25 protein-coding genes are annotated in these 22,297 nt (G+C 57.1%); 17 read left to right on the top strand and 8 right to left on the bottom strand.

Features of this window, described 5'->3' with window-relative positions; translation table 11 throughout:
* Positions 1-90: 90 nt before the first annotated feature.
* Positions 91-978, bottom strand: a complete 888-nt coding sequence (locus WKI41_RS10585; RefSeq protein ID WP_340193442.1) for an AraC family transcriptional regulator — start codon at positions 976-978, stop codon at positions 91-93.
* 196 nt (positions 979-1,174) lie between these two features.
* Here WKI41_RS10585 and WKI41_RS10580 point away from each other — a divergent pair, with 196 nt between their 5' ends.
* The 13 genes from WKI41_RS10580 to WKI41_RS10520 all read left to right on the top strand — a co-directional run bounded on the left by WKI41_RS10580 (position 1,175) and on the right by WKI41_RS10520 (position 15,626).
* The gene (locus WKI41_RS10580) at positions 1,175-2,629 is read left to right on the top strand and encodes an alpha-galactosidase (protein WP_340193441.1); all 1,455 of its coding nucleotides are present in this window, start codon (positions 1,175-1,177) and stop codon (positions 2,627-2,629) included.
* A gap of 122 nt (positions 2,630-2,751) precedes the next feature.
* Positions 2,752-4,833, top strand: coding sequence for an ABC transporter substrate-binding protein (locus tag WKI41_RS10575; RefSeq protein ID WP_340193440.1), 2,082 nt, complete (start codon positions 2,752-2,754; stop codon positions 4,831-4,833).
* 115 nt (positions 4,834-4,948) lie between these two features.
* Positions 4,949-5,953 carry an ABC transporter permease gene (locus WKI41_RS10570; protein WP_340193439.1) on the top strand — a complete coding sequence of 335 codons (1,005 nt, stop codon included), beginning with the start codon at positions 4,949-4,951 and terminating at the stop codon, positions 5,951-5,953.
* Positions 5,954-5,955: 2 nt separating this feature from the next.
* Positions 5,956-7,077: an ABC transporter permease gene (locus WKI41_RS10565; protein ID WP_340193438.1), complete on the top strand. Its 1,122-nt coding sequence runs from the start codon at positions 5,956-5,958 to the stop codon at positions 7,075-7,077.
* 19 nt (positions 7,078-7,096) lie between these two features.
* On the top strand, positions 7,097-8,752 hold the full coding sequence (locus tag WKI41_RS10560) for a dipeptide ABC transporter ATP-binding protein (protein ID WP_340193437.1): 1,656 nt from the start codon (positions 7,097-7,099) through the stop codon (positions 8,750-8,752).
* A gap of 21 nt (positions 8,753-8,773) precedes the next feature.
* Complete coding sequence (locus WKI41_RS10555; RefSeq protein ID WP_340193436.1) at positions 8,774-10,126, top strand: alpha-galactosidase; 1,353 nt, start codon at positions 8,774-8,776, stop codon at positions 10,124-10,126.
* A gap of 213 nt (positions 10,127-10,339) precedes the next feature.
* Positions 10,340-10,789 (top strand): hypothetical protein, encoded by a 450-nt coding sequence (locus tag WKI41_RS10550; protein WP_340193435.1) that lies wholly within the window; start codon positions 10,340-10,342, stop codon positions 10,787-10,789.
* Positions 10,786-11,421 (top strand): OmpA family protein, encoded by a 636-nt coding sequence (locus WKI41_RS10545; RefSeq protein WP_340193434.1) that lies wholly within the window; start codon positions 10,786-10,788, stop codon positions 11,419-11,421. Before WKI41_RS10550 ends, WKI41_RS10545 begins: the two co-directional genes overlap by 4 nt.
* Before the next feature lies 1 nt (position 11,422).
* Positions 11,423-11,656, top strand: a complete 234-nt coding sequence (locus WKI41_RS10540) for a hypothetical protein (protein WP_340193433.1) — start codon at positions 11,423-11,425, stop codon at positions 11,654-11,656.
* Positions 11,657-11,869: 213 nt separating this feature from the next.
* On the top strand, positions 11,870-12,895 hold the full coding sequence (locus WKI41_RS10535; RefSeq protein WP_340193432.1) for an ABC transporter substrate-binding protein: 1,026 nt from the start codon (positions 11,870-11,872) through the stop codon (positions 12,893-12,895).
* Positions 12,896-12,939: 44 nt separating this feature from the next.
* Positions 12,940-13,950 (top strand): FecCD family ABC transporter permease, encoded by a 1,011-nt coding sequence (locus tag WKI41_RS10530; protein ID WP_340193674.1) that lies wholly within the window; start codon positions 12,940-12,942, stop codon positions 13,948-13,950.
* On the top strand, positions 13,947-14,708 hold the full coding sequence (locus tag WKI41_RS10525) for an ABC transporter ATP-binding protein (protein WP_340193431.1): 762 nt from the start codon (positions 13,947-13,949) through the stop codon (positions 14,706-14,708). Before WKI41_RS10530 ends, WKI41_RS10525 begins: the two co-directional genes overlap by 4 nt.
* Before the next feature lie 21 nt (positions 14,709-14,729).
* Positions 14,730-15,626 carry a DMT family transporter gene (locus WKI41_RS10520; protein WP_340193430.1) on the top strand — a complete coding sequence of 299 codons (897 nt, stop codon included), beginning with the start codon at positions 14,730-14,732 and terminating at the stop codon, positions 15,624-15,626.
* 22 nt (positions 15,627-15,648) lie between these two features.
* On the opposite strand, the gene WKI41_RS10515 is transcribed toward WKI41_RS10520, so the two are convergent.
* Positions 15,649-15,879: a hypothetical protein gene (locus WKI41_RS10515; RefSeq protein WP_340193429.1), complete on the bottom strand. Its 231-nt coding sequence runs from the start codon at positions 15,877-15,879 to the stop codon at positions 15,649-15,651.
* Positions 15,880-15,925: 46 nt separating this feature from the next.
* On the opposite strand from WKI41_RS10515, the gene WKI41_RS10510 reads away from it, so the two are divergent.
* A complete protein-coding gene (locus tag WKI41_RS10510) occupies positions 15,926-16,450 on the top strand; it encodes a sigma-70 family RNA polymerase sigma factor (RefSeq protein ID WP_425341014.1) in 525 nt (174 codons plus the stop codon).
* 45 nt (positions 16,451-16,495) lie between these two features.
* Here the strand turns inward: WKI41_RS10510 and WKI41_RS10505 are convergent, their stop codons facing one another.
* From WKI41_RS10505 to WKI41_RS10490, 4 genes are all read right to left on the bottom strand, one after another.
* Positions 16,496-17,110, bottom strand: coding sequence for a cysteine hydrolase family protein (locus WKI41_RS10505; protein ID WP_340193428.1), 615 nt, complete (start codon positions 17,108-17,110; stop codon positions 16,496-16,498).
* Positions 17,111-17,257: 147 nt separating this feature from the next.
* Positions 17,258-17,497, bottom strand: a complete 240-nt coding sequence (locus WKI41_RS10500; RefSeq protein ID WP_340193427.1) for a hypothetical protein — start codon at positions 17,495-17,497, stop codon at positions 17,258-17,260.
* A 188-nt stretch (positions 17,498-17,685) separates the two neighbouring features.
* Positions 17,686-17,925 (bottom strand): DUF6894 family protein, encoded by a 240-nt coding sequence (locus WKI41_RS10495; RefSeq protein WP_340193426.1) that lies wholly within the window; start codon positions 17,923-17,925, stop codon positions 17,686-17,688.
* Between the two features lie 114 nt (positions 17,926-18,039).
* Positions 18,040-18,243 carry a hypothetical protein gene (locus WKI41_RS10490; RefSeq protein WP_340193425.1) on the bottom strand — a complete coding sequence of 68 codons (204 nt, stop codon included), beginning with the start codon at positions 18,241-18,243 and terminating at the stop codon, positions 18,040-18,042.
* Positions 18,244-18,371: 128 nt separating this feature from the next.
* On the opposite strand from WKI41_RS10490, the gene WKI41_RS10485 reads away from it, so the two are divergent.
* On the top strand, positions 18,372-18,902 hold the full coding sequence (locus tag WKI41_RS10485) for a DUF4142 domain-containing protein (RefSeq protein ID WP_340193424.1): 531 nt from the start codon (positions 18,372-18,374) through the stop codon (positions 18,900-18,902).
* A 14-nt stretch (positions 18,903-18,916) separates the two neighbouring features.
* On the opposite strand, the gene WKI41_RS10480 is transcribed toward WKI41_RS10485, so the two are convergent.
* Positions 18,917-19,612 (bottom strand): Crp/Fnr family transcriptional regulator, encoded by a 696-nt coding sequence (locus WKI41_RS10480; protein ID WP_340193423.1) that lies wholly within the window; start codon positions 19,610-19,612, stop codon positions 18,917-18,919.
* A 249-nt stretch (positions 19,613-19,861) separates the two neighbouring features.
* Here WKI41_RS10480 and WKI41_RS10475 point away from each other — a divergent pair, with 249 nt between their 5' ends.
* Positions 19,862-20,590, top strand: a complete 729-nt coding sequence (locus tag WKI41_RS10475) for a Crp/Fnr family transcriptional regulator (protein WP_340193422.1) — start codon at positions 19,862-19,864, stop codon at positions 20,588-20,590.
* 205 nt (positions 20,591-20,795) lie between these two features.
* Positions 20,796-21,398 (top strand): hypothetical protein, encoded by a 603-nt coding sequence (locus WKI41_RS10470; RefSeq protein WP_340193421.1) that lies wholly within the window; start codon positions 20,796-20,798, stop codon positions 21,396-21,398.
* A 53-nt stretch (positions 21,399-21,451) separates the two neighbouring features.
* Here WKI41_RS10470 and WKI41_RS10465 read toward each other — a convergent pair whose 3' ends face one another.
* Positions 21,452-22,219, bottom strand: a complete 768-nt coding sequence (locus tag WKI41_RS10465) for a Crp/Fnr family transcriptional regulator (protein ID WP_340193420.1) — start codon at positions 22,217-22,219, stop codon at positions 21,452-21,454.
* Positions 22,220-22,297 lie beyond the last annotated feature (78 nt).

Genomic DNA, 22,297 nt, shown 5'->3' with positions numbered 1-22,297 from the left:
AGCGAAGTTAATGTTTCATAACTGTTTTATTTCGAAAATATATCCGAATGAAAGTGCAGGCTCGCCGATGGTCGGTTACGATGCGTGTTTCTAATTATGAGGCGCGCTTGGATACATCCCACTGGTGCGAAATTCACTCGGATTTGTGCCGTAAAGCCTGCGGAACACCTTTGAGAAATAGTTCGGATCATCGAATCCGCAAAGCACCGAGACTTCCTTTATCGGAATATTCGCGGCTGTGGTCAGGAGCTTTGCCGCCCGCCGAAGGCGGCGCTGCAAGACAAACTCTGCCGGCGGAACACCCTCATTGGCGGTGAAGATCCGAGAGAAATGCGCGCGGCTGAGCCCTGCCACAGCGGCCAGATCATTAACGGAAAGGCGCTCATTCAGGTGCCCATCAATGTAGCTCAGCACCTGCTGCATGGTGCGGTATTCGCCGCCGAAGGACGCATGCGAGCCGAAGACGTCGTCATAGAGCGTCATGGCGGCTTCATAAGCGACTGCGGAGGCGGCGCCTGGCGTTTCAGCACCGTTGACGAGACGGGAGCAGCATTCCGCCAGGTGATCGATCGTCTGCGACTGAAGCTTTAGAATAGGTCCCGTCACGGCGAGGATGTTGCGATGAATACGCAAGGCTTCCTCCCCATTCATGGATATCCAGAAGAACTCCCATTCTTCATTGTCTTCGAGCCAGTAACGGTGATTGTGGGGAACAAGAACAAGCAGAGTTTCACCGGGCTTGACGACATAATGGCGGTTTTCATAACGCAGATTGCCAGCGCCGCTGATACAATGTTGCAGCACCGTAAACGGTGTCTGTCCGCGCTTTCTGCCATCCCAATCATAGTTGCCGCCGTGGCGGATTTCATAGCCGCTACTTGTGGGCATGGTGTGAAGCGTTTGGCGCCCGCGTGGCAGGGAGACCGCGCGCATGCAAGGCCCCTGGTCGATCAAATTGTGCAGCACAAAATTACCCATTAAAGCATAATCCTTCTCTGGCATTGCCCATCTTTATACGCATAATCGCCCGCAGAGGAGACAGCCAGCAGGATTTTTTAAGACGATACCGTCAATAACACTGATTTTCCAATGTGATGGAAGGTCGGTGGAGTTTTTGTGACGCGAGAGTCCTTCGGCCCGTTTTGCCCTTTCCATTCGAAAAAGAGGTGGCGTTATGAGTTTCAAAATCGCTATAATCGGTGCCGGGAGCGTCGGCTTCACAAAGAAGCTCTTCACCGATGTTCTATGCGTACCGGAATTTCACGATATCGAGGTGGCGCTGACCGATGTCAGCCAGCACAACCTGGATATGATCAAGGCCATTCTCGATAAGATCGTTGAATCTAATCGTCTGAACGTCAAGGTTACTGCCAGTACGGATCGCAAGCGCGCACTTGAAGGCGCCAAATATATCATCAGCTGCGTTCGCGTCGGCGGCTTGGAAGCCTACGCCGAGGATATCCGCATTCCGCTCAAATACGGTATCGATCAGTGCGTCGGCGATACGATTTGTGCAGGCGGCATCCTTTACGGTCAGCGCAACATTCCCGTCATCTTGGATTTCTGCCGCGATATTCGTGAAGTCGCCGCGCCGGATGCGAAGTTCCTTAACTACGCCAACCCGATGGCGATGAATACCTGGGCTGCGATCGAGTATGGCAAGGTGGATACCGTCGGTCTCTGCCACGGCGTTCAGCATGGGGCCGAACAGATTGCCGAAGTTCTGGGTGCAAAGTCACCTTCCGAACTGGATTACATCTGCTCCGGCATCAATCACCAAACGTGGTTCGTCGATCTGCGGCTCAACGGACGCAAAATCGGCAAGGACGAGCTGGTTGCCGCCTTCGAAGCTCATCCGGTCTTCTCGCAGCAGGAAAAGCTCCGCATCGATGTGCTGAAGCGCTTTGGCGTCTATTCCACCGAAAGCAATGGCCACCTGTCAGAATATCTGCCCTGGTACCGCAAGCGGCCGGAAGAAATTTCGCGCTGGATCGACATGTCGGACTGGATCCACGGCGAAACCGGCGGCTACCTCCGCTACTCCACCGAAACGCGCAATTGGTTCGAAACGGAGTTTCCGCAGTTCCTGGCAGTTGCCGACAAGCCGATCGATCCGGCCAAGCGCTCCAACGAACATGCCAGCCATATTCTCGAGGCGCTTGAGACCGGGCGTGTCTATCGCGGTCACTTCAACGTCAAGAACAATGGCGTCATCAGCAATCTACCGTCAGATGCCATCATCGAGTCGCCCGGCTTCGTCGATCGCTTCGGCATCAACATGGTCTCCGGCATTACCCTGCCGGAAGCCTGTGCAGCGACCTGCATGGCGTCCATCAATGTCCAGCGGATGTCTGTGCATGCGGCCGTGACCGGTGACATCGACCTGTTGAAGCTTGCCGTGCTGCATGATCCGCTGGTTGGCGCCGTGTCCACGCCGGAAGAGGTTTGGCAGATGGTCGACGAGATGATTGTGGCGCAGGCCCAGTGGCTGCCGCAATATGCCGATGCCGTTCCAGCAGCGCGCGAGCGCTTGAAGAACGCAACGGTGAAAACTCGCGAATGGGAAGGCTCGGCGCGTCGCGCCGTTCGCTCCGTCGAGGAACTGCGCGCAATCAAGCAGGCGAGCTGATCGCAGGCGACGAATAACGAAATCAGGCGGGCCTCTGACGAGGGCCGTCGATATGCCGGGCGGGAGGCCTGGTCTTAAAGCAGGTACGGCGGTGCAGCCGCTGTTAAAAAAGGGGAGTGAGGATGACAAACCGATATCTTGTGAAAACGGCCGCCCTTCTTGTTGGCGTGTCCGCCCTGGCATATGGCGCCATGGCGTCGGAACTGACCGTCGTACCGCAGCCGCCGGATTTCCCGGCGCAAACCAAGGTGCAATATGTGGATGGATCGGCCATCCTCGAATATAAGGCACTGCCGGAATATCATGAACCTTCCTGGGTGACGAAGCAGTTCGTCGACCAGAAGAAGCTGCCGCCGGTTAAGGATCGTCTGCCGAAAGAGCCGATGGTCTACAAGACCGGAAACATGCCCGATGGCGTTGGTGTTTACGGCGACACGCTGCGTCATGTCATTGGCGGTCGTCCGGAAGGCTGGAACTACTGGGCTGGTCAGAACCAGGGATGGGGTGGTATCGATATCGGTCTCTTCGAGTGCCTGACGCGCACCGGACCGCTCTTCCAGGTCAAGGCTGACGACCTTCAGCCGCTTCCAAACCTTGCCAAGAGCTGGGAATGGTCCAAGGACGGTCACAAACTGACGATGAAGCTCATCGAAGGTGCGAAGTGGTCCGACGGCCAGGACTTCACGTCGGACGACGTGATGTTCTACTGGGACGACAACGTCCTCGATCCGAACGTCTCGCCGTTGAATGGCGCCACCCAGGAAACATTCGGTGCCGGTACGACGCTGAAAGCCATCGACAAATACACGATCGAATGGACCTTCAAGGACGCGTTTCCGAAGCAGTTCATCTACAACATGGCCTACGGCACCTTCTGCCCAGGTCCAGCCCATATGCTGAAGCCGCAGCATCCGAAATATTCGAAGAATACCTACGATCAGTACAAGAACGCGTTCCCGCCTAGCTACATGAACTTCCCGGTCATGGGCGCATGGGTGCCGGTCGAATATCGTCCGGACGACATCATCGTTCTTCGCCGCAACCCCTACTACTGGAAGGTCGACGAGAAGGGCAATCAGCTCCCATATCTGGATGAGACGCATTACAAGTTGTCGACATGGGCCGACCGGGACGTTCAGGCGGTTGCAGGCTCCGGTGATATTTCCAACCTCGAGCAGCCGGAAAACTTCGTGGAGTCGCTGAAGCGCTCCGCCCAGAAGGACGCGCCAGCAAGACTTGCCTTCGGACCGCGCCTGATTGGCTACAATATCGAGATGAACTTCTCGGCCAACGGCTGGGGTGATCCGGATGCCCGCCAGCAGGCCATTCGCGAGTTGAACCGAAACGAGCACTTCCGTCGAGCCATCACCATGGCGACCAACCGTAAGGAACTGGGCGACTCGCTCGTCAAGGGTCCTTTCGTTGCGACCTATGCCGGTGGCATTCTCTCCGGCTCGAACTTCTACGATCGTCAGTCGACATTCTACTATCCTTTCGATCTTGAGGGCGCCAAGAAGGAGCTGGCCGCAGCCGGTCTGAAAGATACCGATGGTAATGGCATCGTCAACTTCCCGGCCGGCACGGCTGGCGGCAAGGATGTCGAAATCTCGATGCTTGTCAGCAATGACTACACCACCGACAAGAGCCTTGCAGAAGGCGTCATCGCCCAGATGCAGAAGCTCGGCATCCGCGTGGTGCTGAATGCCCAGGCCAGCAAGGATCGCGATGCGGCAAACTTTGGCGGCAAGTTCGACTGGTCGCTTCATCGCACCCAGGCGGAACTGGCGTCGGTCGTGCAGAACACGCCGCAGCTTGCTCCGACTGGCCCGCGCACCAGTTGGTTCCACCGGGCCAACAACAAGAATGAGCTCGACCTGATGCCATTCGAAAAGGAGCTTGCCGATACGATCAACAAGTTCGTCACAGCAAGCGACCCGAAGGAACAGGCCGATCTGATCAAGCAGTATCAGAAGATCTACACGACCAACGTCAACACCGTCGGTCTCGTGGAATATCCCGGTGCTCTGATCATCAACAAACGCTTCAAGAACGTGCCGAACGGAACACCGATCTACATGTTCAACTGGGCTGAAGACTCGGTTATCCGCGAACGCCTCTATGTTCCGGCAGCCGACCAGGGCGACTACCAGCTCTTCAAGGACATGCTGCCCGGCAAGCCCGGCGGTGATGGTCCGCAGAAGTAAGTGATCCTCCCGGATCCGCGCCCCGCAGCATCAGGCGGGGCGTGGAACCCAAATGGTGGCGGTTTAGCGGCTTGATAGCCCTGAACCGCCACCGTCCCCTTGAGGAGAAGTTCCAATGTTGAGGTTTCTGGTTACCCGCCTTCTGTCCGCAATTCCGTTGCTTCTGATCCTGAGCATCGTGACCTTTGCGATCATCCAGGCGCCGCCCGGCAACTATGCAGATTACATCCGGTCGCAGCTGATGAATCTTGGCGGCGCTTCCTTCGAGCAGGCCGATGCTCAGGCCAAGGCGTATGCCGTGGCCCACGGTCTCGATCAGCCGCTGATCATCCAGTATTTCAACTGGATCTGGAACATGGTGGCGAAAGGGGACTTCGGTTACAGCATGTTCTACAACCGGCCCGTCGGCGAAATCGTGGCTGAGCGCCTGCCGCGCACGCTGATCCTGGCGCTCGTCTGCCACATCTTCGCTTCGGTCCTCGGCATCACCTTCGGCATTCTTGCGGCCACGCGCCAATATAGCTGGGTCGATACGATCCTCTCCGGCATCGCCTTCCTCGGAATGACCATTCCGCGCTTTTTGATGGCGCTGATCATGGTCTATCTCCTGGTCTTCCACTTCAATATCAGCGAAATCGGCAACTTCTTCTCGCCGCGATACGGCGGCGCGCCCTGGTCCTGGGACAAGTTCGTCGATCTGGTGAAGCATGTATGGCCGGTGGTCGCCATCGCCACCTTCGGCGGGCTCGCCTACAATATGCGCGTGATGCGCGGCAACCTGCTCGATACGCTGAATGCCCAATATATCGAAACGGCGCGTGCCAAGGGTTTGCGCGAAAGTACAGTCGTCATGCGCCATGCGGTCCCAAACGCGCTGCATCCGCTCATCATGTATCAGGGTGTGGTCCTGCCCTACATGCTGACCGGCGAAATCGAGGTCGCGATCATCTTCGCGCTGCCAACCGTCGGACCAGCCATCGTTGGCTCCATGCATGTGGGCGACGTCTATGTGACAGCGACCTTCATGCTGGTGCTGGCCGCCACGCTGATCATCGGCAACATCATCGCCGATATGCTGCTGGCAGCCCTTGATCCACGCGTCAGACTGGGAGGAGCGTGACCATGTTGGTTCCAGCCGAAACAACAATCGAGCCGACTGCGACAAAGGCTCCTGCCGGCAATGAAAGCTACCAGGCCCTGGTGTGGCGTCGCTTCCGGCGCTCGTTTACCGGCATGCTCGGTCTCGTGCTTGTCTGCGCGCTGCTCATCATGGCGGTCTTCGCGGGATTCTTCGCGCCCGTCGATCCGATGCTGTCGGAAGATTCCTTCATGCCGCCGGAATCGATCTCCATCCATGATCAGGAAGGCAATCTGGTCAGGCCTCGCGTCTATCCGATGGTCGATTCCGAGAAGCTGGATCCCATCACCTTCCAGCCCGTCAGCGGACCGGACTTCGAAAATCCCCGCACGCTCGGCTTCTTCGTTACCGGCTTCGAATACAAGCTCTTCGGCATCATACCGTCCACGATCCACTTCTTCGGATCGACGGATGGCAAGCCAATTCACTTCCTTGGCACGGACAAGCTCGGTCGTGACATTCTTTCCCGTGCGATCTATGGCTCTCGCATCTCGTTGATGATTGCGCTCACCGTCGTCACCATCGTCACCGCGATCGGCACGACAGTTGGTATGGTCTCCGGTTATCTCGGCGGTGCCTTCGACACATGGGCGCAGCGTTTCGTCGAACTGGTGCTCGCCTTTCCGCAACTGCCGCTCTATCTGGCGCTGACGTCGCTGATCCCGGTGACGGCTCCGACGAATGTCTTTCTCGGCTTTGTCATCGTCGTCATGTCGGCGCTCGGCTGGGCGCAGATGTCACGCGAGGTACGCGGCAAGACGCTGGCACTTGCACGCATCGAATATGTGAAAGCGGCAATAGCCATCGGTGCGACGGATCGGCGCATCATCTTTCAGCACATTTTCCCGAATGTAATGAGCCACGTGATCGTTGCCGTGACGCTGAACATTCCGACGATCGTGCTTCTGGAATCCTTCCTTGGCTTCCTCGGCTTTGCCGTGAAGCCGCCGCTGATCTCCTGGGGTCTGATGCTGCAGGATACGGCCAATTACTCGGTCATCGGTTCCTATCCCTGGATCCTCGCCCCCGTCGGCTTCGTGCTGGTCACGGTCTTCGCCTTCAACGCGCTGGGTGATGGTCTTCGCGATGCGATCGACCCCTATTGAGCCCGAGAAAGAGATCACGATGACACAAAACCTCATCCCTGAAACTCGTCTCGACGCAGCGCTTCATACGGATGAACCGCTTCTCGATGTTCGCCACGCTGGCGTCAACTTCAAGACCGAGCATGGCGAAGTCTCTGCCGTTCAGGATATTTCCTTCCAGCTATACCGTGGCGAGACGATTGCCATCGTCGGTGAATCCGGTTCGGGAAAATCTGTGACGGCACGTCTTGTCATGGGGCTGCTCTCCAAGCGCGCCACGGTGAGCCCCAATGCCCGGGTGGTGTTCAACGGCCAGGACATACTGAAATACTCGAGGGAAAGACGCCGGCAGCTCCGGGGCAGCCGGATATCGATGATCTTCCAGGAGCCGATGAGTTCGCTCAATCCGCTCTACTCCATCGGCACGCAGATATCCGAAGCCATCCGTGCGCACCGCCGGGTCAGCAAGTCGGAGGCACGCAAGCAGGCCATCGCACTTCTGGCGGAAGTGCGTATTCCTGATCCGGAACTCAGGATCGACCAATATCCCCACCAGTTGTCCGGCGGCCAACGTCAGCGCGTGATGATCGCCATGGCGCTTGCCAACAATCCCGATCTCTTGATCGCCGACGAGCCGACGACCGCGCTCGACGTCACCGTACAAGCGCAGATCCTCAATCTGCTGAGGGATTTGCAAAAGAAGCACGGCATGGCTGTCGTCCTGATCACTCACGATTTGACGGTGGTACGCCGCTTCTCCGATTACGTCTATGTGATGCAGAAAGGCCTGCTGCAGGAGCACAATACGACAGCCGCACTTTTCGAGGCGCCGCAGCACCCTTACACGCGCCATCTTCTTGGCTCCGAGCCGCGCGGTCGTGCCAAGCCACTATCGGAAGACCAGCCCATTCTGCTGGAAGGCAAGAATGTCCGGGTGTCCTTCGGGCTTCGCAGCGGCGGTCTGTTCCGCCCGGTGTTCCACGATCTCGTGGCGGTCGATGGGCTGTCGCTCGATCTCAGACGTCACGAAACGCTCGGGCTCGTCGGTGAATCGGGGTCCGGCAAAACCACATTCGGGCAGGCGCTGACGCGATTGATAGGCAACGAGGGCGGGGAAATCTTCTTCGACAAGCAGCCGATCCATGACAAGGATCGAGACGGGATGCGCCCCTTACGCTCACGCATGCAGGTGGTGTTTCAGGACCCGTTTTCCTCGCTCAATCCGCGCATGACGGTTGGACAAATCATCGGCGAGGGGCTGGTCGTTAACAACATCGGCGCCAACAGCGCCGAGCGGCTGGATCGGGTGCGGGCAGCTCTCAAAGATGCGGGGCTTCCTGACAACGTCACCAACCGCTTTCCGCACGAGTTCTCCGGGGGCCAGCGGCAGCGCATCGCGATAGCACGCGCAATTGCGCTTGAGCCCGAGTTTCTGCTGCTGGACGAGCCGACATCGGCGCTGGACCTCTCGGTGCAAGCGCAGATCATCGATCTGTTGCGCAAGCTGCAGGACGAGAAGGGCTTGAGCTACCTCTTCATCTCGCACGACCTCAAGGTCGTGCGTGCTCTTTGCCACCGCGTCATCGTCATGCAGCGCGGGCAGATCGTCGAGCAGGGGCCTGTCGAAGAGGTGCTGTCCAATCCCAAAACCGAATACACGCAGCGGCTGGTCCGCGCCGCGTTCGAAATCGCATAATTTCCGAAAGTGGAGAGAGAAATGACAAGAAATCCCAAGATCGCGTTCATCGGGGCAGGGTCCACGGTGTTCATGAAGAACATCATCGGCGACGTGCTGCAGCGTCCAGCCCTGTCCGGCGCGCGCATTGCGCTGATGGACATCAACCAGCAGCGGCTGGACGAAAGCGCGATCGTCGTCAACAAGCTGATCTCGACGCTTGGTGTCAGCGCCAAGGCGGAAACATTTACCGACCAGCGCGCGGCGCTGACGGATGCGGATTTCGTTGTCGTCGCCTTCCAGATCGGTGGCTATGAGCCTTGCACCGTCACCGACTTCGAGGTGCCGCGCAAATACGGCCTGCGCCAGACGATTGCCGATACGCTGGGCGTCGGCGGTATCATGCGCGGCCTTCGCACCGTGCCGCATCTGTGGAAAATCTGCGAGGACATGCTGGCGGTCTGCCCCAATGCCATCATGCTCCAATATGTAAATCCGATGGCGATCAACACCTGGGCGATTGCGGAAAAATATCCGACGATTCGCCAGGTCGGTCTCTGCCACTCCGTTCAGGGAACGGCGATGGAACTGGCGCACGATCTCGATATTCCTTACGAGGAAATCCGCTATCGCTCCGCCGGCATCAACCACATGGCGTTCTTCCTTGAATTCGAACACCGCCTGCCGGATGGCAGCTACAAGAACCTTTACCCGGATCTCGTGCGTGGCTACCGCGAAGGCCGTGCGCCGAAGCCCGGCTGGAATCCGCGCTGCCCCAACAAGGTCCGCTATGAGATGCTGACGCGGCTCGGTTATTTCGTCACCGAAAGCTCCGAGCATTTCGCCGAATACACGCCGTATTTCATCAAGGAAGGTCGCGAAGACCTGATCGAGAAGTTCGGCATTCCGCTGGATGAGTATCCGAAGCGCTGCATCGAGCAGATCGAACGCTGGAAGGGAGAGGCGGATGCCTATCGCTCCGCTGACAAGATCGAAGTCAAGCAATCGAAGGAATATGCCTCTTCGATCATCAACTCGGTCTGGACCGGTGAACCGTCTGTCATCTACGGCAACCAGCGCAACAATGGCTGCATCACCTCACTGCCCTATAATTGCGCGGCGGAAGTGCCCTGCCTCGTCGATCATAACGGCGTGCAGCCAACCTTCATCGGCGAATTGCCGCCGCAACTCACAGCGCTGATGCGCACCAACATCAACGTCCAGGAACTGACGGTTCGGGCGATGATGAGCGAGAACCGCGAGCACATTTACCACGCCGCCATGATGGACCCGCATACGGCGGCCGAACTCGATCTCGATCAGATCTGGTCGCTGGTCGACGACCTTCTCGTCGCCCATCGCGAGTGGCTGCCGGAGTGGACGCAGGCACGCTGATTGAAACAGACGCGGCGGCGCCCAAGTTGCCGCCGTGAATGCTTCAAGGCCCTTGAGCGGACGCATCCCATAATCATCGTAGGTGAAGAAGCTGCACCTCTTCAGGTTGCGCGGCACATTGTTGCCATTTTGACGCCTATGTTCTCACCAAGCCACTGCTTCCTGTTCGCATTTATCGGGAGGCACGGCGCTTGGGGATTTTGAGGAGAGCATATGCTTCGGATCGTGTCACTCACGCTTGCCTTGTCTATTGCGGGTATCGCGCAGGCGCAGGAACGCAATATCACCATCACAGGAGGCCAGGTCAGCGTGCCCGTCGGTTTGACGGTACAAGTCAAGTCCGTATCGGTCGGTCCCGATGCCACCAAAATCCGCCTACTGGCAAGCTTCGACAATCCCGGCACCAATTTCGTCAACATGAATGATAGCGAGAACGCCTATCTCGCCTGGGGCGAGGGCGAGCAAGAACGACTGCACATGCGCCAAATCCCTGACAATCGTTGGATGCGGATCGCCAACGGTAAGACGATGGAGGGAGATATCATCTTCCCCGGCACCATCCCCGCCAATGTCGAAAAGGTGTCTCTCGTTTTCAATCCCGGCAACAGCGGCGATGACCGCAGCGGCCCTGGTGTCACAATCCCACTGGATCTCAAGCAATGAGAGCGCTTGCGCTGCTCGGGCTTGTCATTGCCTTGCCCGTGAACGCTGCGGATTATCAGGTTACAACGAGTACCGCGCCCTGGGGCGAGCAACGGTCGAGCTTTCATGAAATCGACTTTCCGGCCTCGCATTTCATCGAGAAAAGCCAGGAGAGCACGGGTTCGTTTTCCAGCGAGGCCTCGTCCTTTGATCTGAAGCCGATGGATGAAGAGACGCGTCTCAAAACCGAGAACAACCTTACGGCACTTGGCGCGCGACAAGAAGGCAAGCATATCATCGTCAACCTGCCGGCAGATGTCCTTTTCGATTTTGACAAGGCGGATATCAGGCCAGATGCAAGACGCGTGCTCTCACAACTGTCCGAGACGCTGGTGGCGATTGAGCCGAAGAAAGTCCTGATCGTCGGCCATACCGATTCCAAAGGCAGCGACGAATACAATGACAAATTGTCAAAGCGCCGGGCTGCTTCGGTCAAGAGCTGGCTGTCGAAAAATGGCGTCACATCGTCCATGGTGACAGAAGGGAAGGGGGAACGCTTCCCCGTCGCGCCAAACCAGACTGCGCAAGGCGCGGATAATCCTGAAGGCCGGCAGAAGAATCGCCGCGTCGAGTTCGTGATCGGAGAAGATTGATATGGCACTGACCGTCTGCCCGGAATGCGAGGGCAAAGTATCCGACAAGGCCTTTGCCTGCCCAGCCTGTGGCTATCCGATGGCGCAGGGGAAAGGCACAAGCCAATGGCCGCGTGTGCTTGGTGGCGTAGCTGGCACTTACATATCTGCCCAGGCGTTGGTCACGATCATCGTCGGCAGCGTCATGTTCCTGGCCTTTGCCGCTATCATGATCGCCGCGATCGTGCGCGGATAGTGATCCATCAGGTTGAAGGCAGCTTCGGCATCACACGGCGCCCTGATGGGCAGGTCCATACGATGGCGCAACGACGCGGCGCGTTCGGCTAAATTTTACGCCTTTAGACAGCGCCGCACCAAAATATGAAGTAAACGGTCTTGTTTTGTCCCTGGAGAGGTGATTATAGGCGCAAGCATTATGCGGCGAGCGCCGCGGTCATAGGGATTTTGCATGATGTTGAAGCGTCTTTTTGCGACTGTTGGAATTTGCGCGTTGGCCGGGCTTGCGGCCACTTCTGCGACAGCAGCTCCCACGACCTATCCTCTAACGATCGAAAATTGCGGCGCGACCGCTACCTTCAACAAGGCGCCTGAGCGTGCGGTGGCGCTTGGTCAGAACAGCGCCGAGATCATGCTGCTGCTTGGTTTGCAGGACAAGATGGTCGGTACCGCGTTCTGGCCGAATAAGGTCCTGCCGCAGGTTGCTGAAGCAAACGCAAAGGTGAAGGTTCTGACCGTCGAGTTCCCGACCTTCGAATCCATCCTGGCGCAGAACCCGGACTTTGTCACCGCCGCGTTGCCGACGCTTGTCGGACCCACCAGCAAGGTGGCGAAGCGCGAAGATTTCGATAAGCTCGGTATCTCGACATATCTTTCGCCAAGCATGTGCGCTCTGGATGACATGTCCAAAGACAAGTCAGGCTATGGTAATCGCTCCAAGCTCTGGAACATGGAAACGCTCTACAAGGAGATCGAAGATCTCTCGCAGATCTTCGATGTCGCCGGCAAGGGTCAGGCCGTCATTGCCGACCTGAAAAAGCGCGAAGCGGCCCTGCGCGCAGATGCTCCGAAGGACGGCAAGAAGCTTTCCTATGTCTTCTGGTTCTCCAGCCCTTCACCATCGGCTGACGCGTATCTGGGCGGCAAGAACAGCCCGTCCGGCTACATCGCCGATCTGCTGGGCGGGACAAATGCCATCACCACCGAAACCGAATCTCCTGCCATCGGCTGGGAGACGATCATCGCCGCCAATCCTGATGTCATCGTTGTGACGCAGGTCGATCGCAATCGCTGGGAACTCGACAAGGCTGACGCCAAGATCAAGTTCCTCAATAGCGATCCGGCGACCAGCCAGATGAATGCCGTCAAGAACAAAGCGCTCGTCATCATGCCGGCGCAGGCCATGAACCCGAGCGTTCAGACGATTTATGGCGCCGAGCAGATTGCTCAGCAATTGAAGACCCTCGGCCTCAAGTGAGTTCGGTGGCAGCGAAGGATGGCTCAGGAAGCGTAACGCGGCGGCTGGTCGCCTCCGTAGCGCTCTATCTTGCCTGCTTCGTAACGATCGCCCTCGTTGTCGGCATCAGTGTCGGGATTGGCGATTTGCCCATCCCGCTATCGACGACCTATGCCGCCATCACCAACAAGCTTGGCTGGACGTCGGTGGAAATCAGCCGCATTCATGAGGCTGTCATCTGGGAGTATAGGCTGAGCCGTGCGCTCGTGGCGGTGTTCTGTGGTGCGGGCCTTGCGATCTGCGGGGCCATCATGCAAGCCATGCTGCGCAATCCGTTGGCGGAGCCTTATGTTCTCGGCATATCCGCCGGTGCTTCTACCGGTGCCGTGGCCGTCGTCATTCTCGGTATTGGAGCTGGAGCGGTGTCTCTGTCCCTAGGCGCTTTTGTCGGCGCCTTCGCGGCATTTTTTCTGGTTGCCCTCCTGTCCAACGGTGCCCGCGGCGGTGCGGATAGAACGATCCTGGCAGGTGTTGCGGCGGCTCAGCTATTCAACGCGGCCACATCCTATGTCGTTACCACGTCCGGCAATGCTCAGCAGGCCCGGGACGTAATGTTCTGGCTTCTCGGCAGCTTCGGCGGTGTGCGCTGGCCGGATGTCGGTCTCGTGTCCATCGTGGTTGGTCTGGGTCTCATCTGCTGTCTGTTACACGCCCGCGTTCTCGATGCTTTCGCTTTCGGCGATGAGGCAGCCGCGTCGCTTGGCGTGAATGTCGGGCGCACACGCATCATTCTCTTTGCCTTGACTGCAGTCATCACCGCCACCATCGTCAGTATGGTGGGAACCATCGGCTTCGTCGGCCTGGTCGTTCCACATGCCGCACGTTTCGTCGTCGGGCCGTTGCACGCAAGGCTCTTGCCGGCCTGCGCCATTACCGGAGCGATTTTCATGGTTCTGGCGGATATCGCATCACGGACATTGGTCCCGCAACAGGTTCTGCCAATAGGCGTGGTAACGGCTTTGGTTGGCGTGCCGTTCTTCTCAGTCATCCTTTACAGGCTGCAACGCGCGTCATGAGTATTACAGCAGACAATCTGGTCTGGAAGGTCGGCGCCAAGACGATCGTAGACGGGATCTCCTTCACCGTCGAGCCGGGCAAGATGCTCGGTCTTCTGGGGCCAAATGGCTCCGGCAAGACATCGCTGCTTCGGCTGCTCACCGGGTTGAAGAAACCGCATTCCGGGCAGGTCCTGCTAGACGGCGAGAACATCAAAACGATCCGCCGAAAGTCGCTGGCCCAGCGGATCGCCTTCATTGAGCAGCACGCCACGACCAACGTCAATCTGAAGGTCATCGACGTCGTCAAGCTGGGGCGCTTTCCGCACAAATCGATGTTTTCGGGCTGGACGCGGGAAGATGATGCGGCTGTGAACGAAGCGCTCGAGCGCACCGAAATGGACACCAAGCGCAACGATGCGTGGCAGAACCTTTCCGGTGGTGAGAAGCAGCGGGCCCATCTTGCCCGCGCTTTGGCGCAGTCCCCGAAGGAACTCATTCTCGATGAGCCGACCAATCATCTGGATGTTCATCACCAGATCAGTCTTCTGCGTCTCGTGTCTGAACTTCCGGTCACCAGCATCATCGCGCTCCATGATCTCAATCATGCTGCCATGTATTGCGATCACCTGATCGTGCTCGATAAGGGGAAGGTCGTGACGTCTGGCACTCCTGAACGGGTGATGACGCAAGATCTTCTGCGCGATGTCTTTTCGGTCGACGCCGTTGTCGAGGCCTCGCGCTTTCACGGCAGGCCGCATATCCAGTTCCTTCGATAGGACATCGCGCAGAGGGCATTCTTGAAAACGATCAGCGAAAACCAGACGCTTGGCATCGGCCTTCGGGTTCTGTCCGGATTTCTTTTTGCCGGCATGTCGATTTGCATCAAGGCAACCTCGGGAGAAGTGCCCGTTGGCCAGATCGTCTTCTTTCGCTCGGCCTTCGCGCTCATCCCGCTGGTGATCTTTCTGTGGTGGCGCAGCGAATTTCCGCGCGGGCTCGCGACACGGCGCCCTCTCGGGCACCTGCTTCGCTCAAGTCTCGGCGCTGCGGCGATGTTTGCGTCCTTCGCTTCCATCGCGCGGCTGCCTTTGGCTGAAGCGACGTTGCTCACCTATCTCTCGCCGACCTTTACCAGCATTGCAGGCGTGGTGCTTCTCTCCGAGCGATTGACGAAGTGGCGTGTCGGCGGCGTGCTCTTTGGGCTTGCCGGCGTCGTCACGCTGGTCTGGCCGGAGATCGGGCATGGCGTCATGGACGAGAACCGCATGTGGGGTTATATCCTAGGTTTGCTCATGGGGGTGTTGACCTCCTTTGCGCTCATCATGGTGCGCAGCCTCAGCAGAACGGAAAATCCAGGCGCCATCGCTTTCTATTTCGTCATCGCTTCGATGCTCGGCGGCCTCTTTACCGTTCCTTTTGGGTGGGTCATGCCGGACCATACAGGCTTTGTACTTCTCGTTCTGGCAGGGCTGTTCGGTGGTTTTGCGCATATTGCCATGACAGTCGCCTTCCGGCATGCGGAAGCATCCTTGCTGGCGCCGTTCGAATATCTCGCCATCCTTTGGCCGATCCTGGCGGATTTGCTCATCTTCAAGTCTCCGCTCTCCAGCACCTTTATAACCGCCCTACCATTGATCCTCGCCGGTGCAGCGCTGGCCGCTATGGAGGGGAGACGAAAGCGGCTTCAATCCTAAATTGCACCGCACTATTTCTGCGTCATTGGCTCTGATCAATGGCATGCGGTGAGGGCTGCCCCGGTCTTGTGTCATCTCCTGGCTTGAATATCGAGAAAGCCAGGATGACGAAGACGATCAACCCCAGCGCGATAAGGGCTCGTTTTTGCATCTTTAGTTCCTTCCTGAAACGCTGTTCCGAACCGCCGGATTCCCGGTCTGTTCCTTTAGTTTTTTCTAATTCAACCGCTATGTGTACGCTGACGTACAGCAACGATGATCCTTTCCGGGCATTAAGACCTACATCAACGGAGGGGAATATGGACACGCAAAACGCCAGCACCGCATCCGAAGTGGTTGTCACGGAAGAACAGCTCGCCGAATTGAGAATGGGAATTGCCGATCTCAGCCCCGCGCTCTCTGCCTTCGCCCGTCGCTTTGTTCGAACGGAGGAAGAGGTAGACGATCTCGTTCAAGAGACGATTTTGCGAGCGCTTCGTGCCGTTCATCGGTTCACGCCGGGAACGGCTCTGAAATCGTGGCTCTTCACGATCATGCGCAACACATTCTGTACGCGCTACAAGGTTGCTCAGCGCGAACGCGTTGGCCTGCCGGCTGGTGTCGAGAAGATGATCTCCACGCCGCCTAGCCAGGAATGGCGTCTGGAGCATCAACAGGTTATGCGCGCTATCGGAGATCTCGATTCGGATCAGAAGAAAGCCCTGCTCTTGATCGCGGATGGTACCAGCTACGCCGACGCCGCTGATATGTGTGGTTGCCGCATCGGCACGATCAAGAGCCGTGTCAGTCGCGCTCGCGAGGCGCTGCGCCGCGACCTCTACTGAAAATCCGATCAAGACTTCACATCTTTTATGGCCCGTTCCTGCATCTCAGGGATGGGCCAAAATTTCGTTCAGGCTCTCGATCATCTCCTCCGTTTTCACCAGGGTGAGCTGTGCCGCAAAGCGTCCTCTTAGCAGGGCCAGCGACGCATCATGGGTTTCATCCTGTCCACTGCACACGGCGTCCTCGATCAGGAAGACACGGTATCCGAGATCGATGGCTCCCAGAACCGCAGCGAGAACGCAGACATCGGTTTCGCCACCGGAGATGATCACCGTATCGACGTCACGTTTGCTCAGGTAATGGTGCAGTCTCCCGTCCGTCCAGGGAGAATAGGTATATTTGGTAAAATCCACAGCCGGTGGCATGAAGGCGGCAAGCTCCGGAATAACCTCGGTCAGCTCGCGGCGAATGTGATCGCCCGTCATCATCCACCATTTGCGGTAATAGGATTGCCATTGGCCCGGCGCCGCCTTCGCGTTGGCAGGTGGGACGAAGCGGGTAAATATCGTCTGCTGCGGCCATTCCTGAACCAAGCGGCCGACGTTACCGAGGATTTTCGGCATCCAGTCCACCTGCCATGGCGTCTCTTCCGAAAACATGCGCTGCATGTCGATGCACAGGTGGCGCCAACTGTTTGTATTCGTGTCGATGGAAGCCATTCTCGGTGTGCCCCAGAGTAGTCTGTGTTACTGCAGCTAACCGCAGGCAAAGGGCAATGTTCCTGATTTTTGACGCTATAGCATCTGCCGAAAAATCGGTCCTGATTTTCGCAAGGACGATACGTCGACTTAGAAGCAAATAGGGCGTCAACCGTAACGAAGCGTATCAAGCCGGTTGCGAAAGTGCAGAGACGTCAGGCGCGTTAACTTTTCCGCGTCAACAATACCCCGATCATACATGCGTAACACGTAGCGAGCGACATCCGCAGTATCCGGGCCAAGCGGCTCCCATTGTTCGGACATGACGCCGCTGTAGGCCGCTTGGATGACGCGCATGTCATCGTTCAAGAAAACGCCTTGGCTTTGATGTTCATATTGAAAAGCCATTATATCTTCCGAGCAGTACCGACCCGGCCCATGCTTGAGGAAAGAAGAATGCCTCAACTATATGGCGGTATCGGAAAACCGTAAACGTTCGGAAGCGTACCCATCAACGCGATTTGTGAGGGGATTTCGGCGAGACTACAGGTTGTCGTCGATGACAAGTGCTGGCGCTTCTGGCTGCGTTACCTTGGTCAGTCCACGACGGTGAGAGCAGACCGGAAGGGGACGATCTGCAACGGAATGCCCTGCACGTCGCAAATTTCGATCTTGCGAGACGAAATATCCTTGCCCTCCAGAATTGCCTCGCTCATCAAAGCCCGGGCATCTTCGATTGCAGATCTGTAGGCGGCCTCCATGTCGTCGAGTTCGCTCCCTTCAGGATCGATCACGCGTCCCTCAGACGTCAGCACATGGAAGTAATATTTCGGCATTCTTCCGGTCCGGCAGCAAGTGGATGTCGTCGCTTTATGTTAGCGTTCTCGTAAGTACGTAGCTGTTGCGCGGTCGGATCACCCCTGCGTTTGAACCTCATTCCGTTCTCACTGCTATTGATCGTCCTTCGTCTTGAGCGCGTCGCTGATATTGCGCTTTTCAGGATCCTTCAGATTTTCGCCGACGGCATCCCTGTCTTTCTCAGGGTCGTCTGCTGCCGGCATATAGCCTCGCGGTTTCTGTGTGGTTGGGCCTTCCCAGCGCGGCCACTGGTCAGTCGTGCCGGCAGGGCCGGCGGATGGCGTATCCTTGGTCATATTGTTCTCCTTTCGCGCTGTCCCAACCGGCCCATGCGAAGGCGGTTCCGTGTTTTTGCTTTTTCCGATCTTGGAACATGCCCTGAGACTTCCGGTTAGGGCAGTCCCAACAAGAGGAGATCGAAGACATGAAAGTTCTTATTGCAGCACTCGCCGTAACCGCCGCAATTGCGGGACCTGCGGCGGCGCAGTCGGCTGCCGAGAAGACCGGTATCAACTCGGTCATGGGTGTGGCGCCCTCCACCGAGGATTTCGTTCAGCAGGCTTCGGCAAGCGACATGTTCGAAATCGAGTCCAGCAAGCTGGCACTTCAAAAAGGCAGCGAAAAGACCAAGGCCTTTGCCCAGCAGATGATCAACGACCATGAAAAGACGTCGATGGAAATGAAACAGATGATCGAGTCCGGCAAGGTCAAAGCCACGCCCTCGACAACGCTTGCTTCATCACAGGCCGACATGATGGAAGGCCTGAAGGAGTTGAACGGCGCCGAGTTCGACGAGCAGTATATCGACGATCAGGTGACGGCGCATGAGAATGCTGTCGATCTGTTCAAACGCTATTCCGAGGGCGGCGATCAGGGTGAATTGAAGACGTGGGCGGCAAGTACGCTTCCTGCTCTCCAGCATCATCTTGAGATGGTCAAGGGGATGCAGAAGTAAGGAGACGCTTCGTCTTAGGCTAATTGTATCTCGCGGCTGGCGATTGCCAGCGGCGAGATCAGGCGCCGGTATTCATTTTCCGGCAAGCCATAGCTGTTGCCCGCGACATTTCTGATGGGCTCGGCATCCAGGATTTCGATCAGGCCTCTTGAAGCCTTTATTGCATGCATCCCTTCCAGAATGTGCAACTCGTTGGTTATGCCAGCGCGGCGCGTTCCCAGGCACGAGGCAACAAAGTCGTGGGTGAACGGAAGCGCGTTGGATTGCAGCCTGTCTTGGCACATCAACAGCCAACGTGCGAGCCGGACGTTCAAACGATGGCTGAGACAGGATATTGCGAATTGCGCCAGTTGAAGCTCACAGCAGTAGACATAAAGTTCAAGCAAGTGCTGGAGAGGTTGGTGTTGGCGCACCACATCGACAAATGCCTTGACCGGCAGCATGAGAACGAGGCCATCTGTCGTCATCGTGGTCCGGTAGGGGGTGTCAGCTGTCGCTGAAATCGCATGGCGTCCGACCATGCCCTCAGGGCCTGTTTGGAGGATTTCCACATCGCGTCCATCTGGCATCGGAAGGAAGCTCGACGCTATCCCTTCCTCGATGAAGAGGACATGGGCGGCTTCTTCTCCCGTCTCGAACAAGCGGGCCCCGGCGAGGAGTTCGACCCGCTTGAGAAGGCTACGCACGTTTTTGAAGCTGGGCTCGTCCATGGCGTTGAGAAGCGTGTTTCGGATGAGGTATCTGGCGGGTGCCATCGTCATCTCCTTGAACGCAGACCTCGCAGCACGACGCGGGCTCTCATTCGTACCATTACATATTAATTAGATATTTATCATATGAATAGGGCGTTTGGCGGGGGTCAATTTCTGTACGGTATATGACAGTGCATTGCTCAAAGTTTTCAAGTGTTTAGTTTCCCTCAAACGTCCGATGGACGATCGAGGGGAATGAAGACTTCAATGGATACTGACCAGAACTCTGTGCGCAATAAACTATTGAAAGCTTTGCGTCCGGACGATTTTGAGCTGCTGCGGCCCAGCATGCAGATCATCAAGCTCAATGCCCATGACATCATAGAGCAGCCTCATGTCGCCATCGAACGAGTCATCTTTTTTGAAACAGGTCTTGCCTCCATTATCGGTCACCTGTCCGGTGGCAAAAGCATTGAAGTCGGGCTAACGGGTCGAGAGGGCATGACGGGGTCGGCCATCGTGCTCGGCAGCACGGAAACCGCACATCGCACCTTTGTACAGGTGGGCGGCTATGGGATTGCTGTGCCCTCGTCGGCAGTCGTAGATGCGATGAGAGCCAGCGACACGTTACGGGACCTGTTTCTCACCTATATACACACGTTGCTGGCACAAACGGCGTCCACGGTCGTTGCCAATGGTCTATCAAAACTCGATAAACGTCTCGCGCGCTGGTTGCTGATGATACACGACCGGATCGACGGTGCGACAGTGGCGATGACGCACGAGTTCTTGGCAGTTGTTCTTGGCGTGCGGCGCCCCGGCGTTACTGTCGCGCTCCACATTCTCGAGGGAAAAGGCTTGATCCGCGCCTCTCGCGGGCAGATAACGATCATAAACCGTCAGGGTCTGGAACTGGAAGCCGGGGGCTCGTACGGCCGCGCCGAGAGCGAATACAATAGACTTATGGCCGATATACTCGCGCGGCAAGTATCTTAATACCGCATATAGTTTGGTCGGCCCACAATACTTGTACCAAAATGAGACAAAACTCTAATTTCACAGAAAAGTGAAGTCGCTTTTGACCGTATATTAGGTATCGAATATATATAGATGTTTCAAAACAGCATCCTCTAATATACACTCTTAGATGGCATCTTTGATGCTGATGTGGAGTGAGTATCGTGTGTGAGGAGAAAAAATCATGACAAGACTGAATACTGTTTTGTTGGTGAGCGCCTGTCTGGCGCTTCCGATCAATGCGCATGCCTTAGACGTCAGTGTGGGAGGAATTAGCGCAAGCGTTGGCAGCAATGGCAGCGGGGGCTTGGGTGTCGGCGCTTCTGTGGGAGGAAGCGGCGGTATCAATGCCGGAGCCAGTGTGGGAGGCCGTTCGGGAGGTGGCCTTGGCGCAGACGTCAATGCGTCCGTCGGTGGAAGCAGAGGCATCAACGCCAATACGAGTGCGACGGTCGGTGGCCGCAGTATTGCAGATGCCGACGTGAACGCGTCTGTCGGTGGAAGCCGTGGATTAAACGCTTCGGTTGGCGCGACTGTAGGAGGCGCGAGAGCCTTGGACGTCGATCTTGATGTCGGTATCGGCACCGGTCCCGGAAGACCGAACCCCGGAACCATCAATCCTGGCACAAATCCGTCGCTGCCGGCCAACGGCATCATTCGTGCTTATAATGATATGTCCCGCACGGAGCAGATCCGCCTGGCGAAACGCTGCGTTGACATCATGAAGGGCGGCTATGAGGCAGATCTCGTCAAGCTCTGCCGGATTATCCGTACAGCTTCGCGGTAACGGCACGTAGCGAAAGGGGCCGCCCTTAGCTGAGGCGGCCTCCGCAAGCTTAATCAACCCGCAGAACGATTGTCGGCGGGTGCAGGGCGCAGAAGCGCTGAGGCACGGAAGCGAGCAAAGACCCGATCGTGCTCTTCTTCAGACAAGCCGTAAATGTCACCGGCATATTCTTCGAGGGCGTCGCGATTGCGAATGGTGATCTTTGCGCGCTCCGAACGGATAAACCCTCTCCCTTCGAGAAAATGCAGGGCATCTGTGACGCTCGGCCGCCGTACGGCCAGCATAAGCGACAGAAACTCATGCGTCAGATGCAGCTGGTTACCGTCCACGCGGTCATGGCAGATCAGGATCCACCGTGCCAAACGTTGGCTGACGGTCTGCGTCGTGTTGGAGAGCAACGTGCACTCGATCTGAGTGCGCAGTGCATGAGTTGCGCAGGTCAGCAGTTGCTCCAATATACGATGACGGTTGCGCAACGCTTGGAAAGCAGTGATGTCCAATACCATCGCCTGGCCTGGCACCTGCATGATCACTTCGGTGAAGCTCGTCTCGGCATCTACAAGCGCCCCGGATGGAACATAACCTTCACGCCCTACTATGCCTGACTCGGTAACTTTACCGGACCGGGATTGGACGAGGATCGAGGCGATGCCACTGCAGATGAAAAAGACCTTCTCGATCTTCTCTCCAGCTTTGATGACGGTTTCACCCGCGGATAGATCGGTCGCCACTGCTCTATTAAGCAGTTCCGAGCGGATGTCATCCGGCAGGAACGAGATCAACTGGTTTTGTCGTGCAAGCCGTTCGTGATCATCCGTCATCCTGCTTCCTCTCGCGGGCACACATGTTCGGGGATGGCGCAGATTTTCAAGCCACCAAAGTGGGAACGCTCGAGATGG

This window comes from Agrobacterium larrymoorei, assembly GCF_037722385.1.
GTDB classification, from domain to species: Bacteria; Pseudomonadota; Alphaproteobacteria; order Rhizobiales; family Rhizobiaceae; genus Agrobacterium; species Agrobacterium larrymoorei_C.
Note: the sequence above shows the minus strand (reverse complement) of the source record. Positions and strands in the feature narration are given on the sequence as shown.